Origin of the sequence: Streptomyces murinus (genome assembly GCF_002154555.1) — a bacterium.
Classification (GTDB): Bacteria; Actinomycetota; Actinomycetes; order Streptomycetales; family Streptomycetaceae; genus Streptomyces; species Streptomyces murinus.
The window spans coordinates 1-4,304 of the sequence record NZ_MUNF01000600.1 but is presented as its reverse complement, the minus strand read 5'-3'; the positions used below and the strand labels follow the sequence as shown (position 1 = coordinate 4,304).

At 68.2% G+C, this 4,304-nt stretch carries 4 protein-coding genes and 1 pseudogene; 2 read left to right on the top strand and 3 right to left on the bottom strand.

Annotated features, from left to right (window positions below; genetic code table 11):
- Positions 1–781 (top strand): polymorphic toxin-type HINT domain-containing protein (locus CCN72_RS30965; protein WP_244174566.1); only part of this gene is annotated, 781 nt, incomplete at its 5' end.
- A 533-nt stretch (positions 782–1,314) separates the two neighbouring features.
- Here the strand turns inward: CCN72_RS30965 and CCN72_RS40945 are convergent.
- The 3 genes and pseudogenes from CCN72_RS40945 to CCN72_RS30950 all read right to left on the bottom strand — a co-directional run.
- A pseudogene (locus tag CCN72_RS40945) lies at positions 1,315–1,599 on the bottom strand (tyrosine-type recombinase/integrase); the annotation flags it as partial.
- Between the two features lie 72 nt (positions 1,600–1,671).
- Entirely contained in the window at positions 1,672–2,007 is a 336-nt protein-coding gene (locus tag CCN72_RS30955; RefSeq protein ID WP_143664253.1) for a hypothetical protein, read from the bottom strand.
- Positions 2,008–2,683: 676 nt separating this feature from the next.
- Complete coding sequence (locus CCN72_RS30950; protein ID WP_086811391.1) at positions 2,684–3,337, bottom strand: helix-turn-helix domain-containing protein; 654 nt, start codon at positions 3,335–3,337, stop codon at positions 2,684–2,686.
- A gap of 144 nt (positions 3,338–3,481) precedes the next feature.
- On the opposite strand from CCN72_RS30950, the gene CCN72_RS30945 reads away from it, so the two are divergent.
- Positions 3,482–4,304: alpha/beta fold hydrolase (locus tag CCN72_RS30945; RefSeq protein WP_086811387.1), on the top strand; the 823-nt coding region annotated here is incomplete at its 3' end.

Here is a 4,304-nt window from a genome sequence, read left to right as displayed (position 1 = left end):
CGGCCATGAAAAGAAGATCAAGGACATCAAGCCGGGCGAAAAGGTCGAGGCCACCGACCCGGAAACCGGAAAGAACAACTCTCGCACCGTCGAGAAGCTGATCACCACCAAGCACGACAAAGACTTCGCCACCATCACCATCCGCAACCATGGCAAGTCATCGAAGATCACCGTCACCCACCCCTTCTGGGTCACGTCCGAACACGCGTGGATCGACGCCAGCGGCCTGAAAGCGGGTATGCGACTGCACTCCGCCTCCGGCGCCGCGGTCACCATCACCGCCGTCCGAATCTGGCACCACGAGCACCTGACCCACGACCTGACCGTCGCCGTCACCCACACGTACTATGTGCTGGCGGGGGCCACTCCGGTCCTGGTTCATAACTGCAATCTCTCTGCGCGAGCGAGCGAAATTCATGCCGCTGAGCCGGATGAATTTATTCGTAAGAACGTGAGCACTGTGTCTGTAGTTCGGGCGGATACCCCTCACGGTCCGATCAACGTCGTTGCGGGATCTGGCGATGGCCTGACACCCGCGCAGATGTCCGCTATCGGCAAGGGTGAGATGGCCGCCGAAAATATTCCAGGCACCCATGCAGAGCAGAACGCCCTACTCTTCATCAATGAAATGGGCTGGACTCCCACGGCGGGGGGCACCTCTCGCAATGTATGTCTGGGTGTGTGTGCGCCGCTCATCCGAGGCACCGGCGGTAAGATGATGGGTCAGGTGTATCCCGGAAACGGTAAGACGACAACTCGCCAGAGGAGTTTTGAGTGGTAGTCGATGAGGCGGTTGCGGCCACCATCAGAGGGCAGTCGTACGCTCAGGTTGCAACCTTCGTGGCGAGCTGTGCGGAGCGGATGGTGCAGGTCTTCACGGGGTTGTGTGGCGACGACCCCGCGCGGAGTAGTGACGTCGATTTCGTCGTCCACGCCGTAGGGGACCTTTGGAAACCTGGAATTCCGGGTGGTTCATTCCGGAGCTACGTGGAGACCCTGGAAGGCTTCCAAGAGTTGGAACCGTCCGACGAGGAGATCGTTGGGGTAGCGGGAATCTACGCCTTCTACTCGGTTCTTGCGTTGCGTTATGCAAGCCTCTACCGGTCCAGCGCCGATTCCGAGGATGCGCTCAAATGTGCACACGCCTGCGTGACTGCGATGGGGCAATTGGATCAGAACATCCCAGGAGCGGAATTCTTCGCACAGGAGGCTGGATCTCAGCGACGTGCAATTTCCGGACCTCCGCTAGAGGATTTGAACTCGGGTCACCTTTCGCAACTCAGGGAGTCTGACCGTACTGTTGGTCGGGAGCGCCTAGTGGCGATTCAGAGCCGATTGACAGGCTGAGCTAGGGAAGAATTCAGGAGCCCCGTCGAGACACATCTCGACGGGGCTCCTGAGGCGTTTGACGGCAGTAGATGACGGCAACGTCAGTGGACCGAGGCGGCGCGGGGCGGCTTGCTCGCGCTGGAGGCGGAGTCGGACGTGGGCGTAGACGGTTGCGGTAACGCCGATGTGGGCGTGGCCGAGGAGTTCCTTGATGACGACGAGGTCGACGCCCTGTTCCAGGGGCAAAGTGGCGGTCGAGTGTCGGAAGTCCGGCAGCGGATCGTCCGGAGTCCGGAGCTGTGGACGGGCGGTGCGGTGGAACTTCACCCCGCCGTCGTGGAATTACTCGGAGGTCAGGGTGAGTACGGTGGCCGGCGAGGGCACGACGGCGAACGCGCCACGCGGGCCATCCACAGTGGTGCCGTAGGTGCTGCACCAGGTGCGGTACAGCTTGCGGGCCTGATCGGCGCGGACGACCTGCCGCAGGACCGCCGTGGTGATCGCGTCCCGCAGCCAGGGGTTCTCCAGGCGCCGGATGACGCCGATCCGGCCGAGCCTGTCGCGGAGGACGGCCCGGGTCGGCGGGCGGGAGGTTCGCGGGGTCGGTGCTGACGAACTCGGGCTTGACGTCCTCGCCGCCACACACGCCATGTGCAGGCCGTCCCCGTTGTGGGACACGACCCAGATGCCGGAGGCGGTACGGGCGGCGCGCGCGTACGTGCCGTCCTCATAGACCTGCCGGGCGGGGATGACCAGTCGTCAGGACATGGCTCATCGGGTGCTCCTCGCGGTGTGCGGTTGTGCCCGCCGTAGCCACTCGCGCCCCAGCGTTACGACGCACCGAGACCACGGGATGGGGGGCCAGCCGAGGATGTCTCGCCGAATCCGGTAGGTGCTTGTGCACGGCCGGGGCTCCTGTGGCGCGTTGCCCAGGAGGACGGTGGCCGGGCAACTGCCCGGCGGGGCAGCAGATGGTCGGGTCGGCCGGAGACCTTTTGCGGCGCGGGCCGCGCACGGACAGGGGGACCGTGCGTGGCACCACCACAGCCTGCTGCACCATCGAGCTCGTGCCCGGGTGAAAGCGAGCGCGGCGAGTGCGCCCGCGTCGTGGAACGGGCGTGCAGCGTGCGGGTGCGCTCCAGCCGTCCCCGGTCGGGCTCGCCTGCCATGGGGCGGGACCGAGGGCGACGAGGCGCTGTTGCTCGACCGCTCCGTCGTGACCGTGTTCGCTGTTGGGGGCCTTGGGCGTCAGCGTGGTCGGCAGTGCGCGAATTCCAGGAATGTGGGTGGCGCTTGGCCGCGAACCCATGTGCAGGTCGTGGTTTCGCTGTCCTGGCGGAGCGGGTTTTGGAGGCTACGGCTGTTCTTCCCGGTCGGCCCGGGCGCGATTGGGGTGGTGGGTGGCGCGGCCGGTGGCCGCAGGGGTGCGTGGGCGGAGGCGTTCGCCCTGGGGGCCGAACATGATCAGGTATTCGACCGGGGCGCCGGGGCTGGTGTTCGTCACTCCGTGCGGGGTGCGGGTGTCGAACTCGGCGACGTCTCCGGCGGTCAGGAGGAGATCCTGGTCGCCGAGCGCGAGCCACAGCCGCCCGTACAGGACGCACAGCCACTCGTAGCCGTCGTGGGAGACCTGACGGGGACGCGCGGGAGGGTCCTCCTCAAGGGCGGGCAGGACGTGCTTGTGGGCGTGCAGGCCGCCGACGTACCGGGTCAGCGGCAGCACCGCCTTGTCGTCGCCGAAGCTCAGCGGTGCCGTGGCGCGCGGCTCGGCCGCGGGGGCGGGTGCCGTGCCGGCCAGCTCGTCCAGGCCGACGCCGTACTCCTTCGACAGGTGCAGCAGCACTTCCAGGGTGGGCCTGCGCCGGCCGGTCTCCATCCGGGACAGCGTGCTGGACGCGATGCCGGTCGCGCCGCTGACAGCGGCGAGCGTCGCGCCGTGGCGCTCACGCGCGGCCCGCAACCGGGGCCCCAGCGCGGCCAGCGTGCCGTCCACGTCGTCGACCGCCACCACTCCCGCTCCCTTCTGTAGACCATGCCGTTTCACGACTCTGTCCTGCGAGTTTGCCAGAATGTCAACGCTGATCGCGTCGGGCGGGTGCCGCGTCGCATGATCGACGGGCAGGCGTGCCCACCGCGAACCGAGGAGAAGTCCATGCAGCCCGAGCCCACCGCCGCCCTCCGTCACCGCACCGTCGAGGCCCCCGCCGGCCGCCTGCACCTGGTCGAGCAGGGTAGCGGCCCGCTGGTCCTGCTCGTGCACGGCTTCCCCGAGTCCTGGTACTCCTGGCGCCACCAGCTCCCGGCCCTCGCCGCGGCCGGCTACCGGGCGGTGGCGATCGACGTGCGCGGATACGGCCGCTCCTCCAAGCCGGCGGCGACCGACGCCTACCGGATGCTCGACCTGGTGGCGGACAACGTCGCCGTCGTGCACGCCCTCGGTGCAGAGAGCGCGGTGGTCGTGGGCCACGACTGGGGCTCCAACATCGCCGCCGCCTCCGCCCTGCTCCACCCCGAGGTCTTCCGCGCCGTCGGCCTGCTGAGCGTCCCCTACGCGCCGCCCGGCGGCCCCCGCCCCACCGATGTCTTCGGCCGGATCGGCGGCCCCGAGCAGGAGTTCTACGTCTCCTACTTCCAGGAGCCCGGCCGCGCCGAGGCGGAGATCGAGCCCGACGTCCGGGGCTGGCTCGCGGGCTTCTACGCGGCCCTGTCCGCCGACACCATGCCCGCCCAGGGCGAGCCCGACCCGCACTTCGTCGCCCGCGGCGGCCGGCTGCGCGACCGCTTCCCCGCGGGGGTCCTCCCGGCCTGGCTGAGCGAGGACGATCTCGACGTCTACGCCGGGGAGTTCGAGCGCACAGGCGTCACCGGCGCACTCAACCGCTACCGCAACATGGACCGGGACTGGGAAGACCTCACCCCGCACCGCGGCGCCCCGATCACACAGCCGTCCCTGTTCATCGGCGGCGCCCTGGACG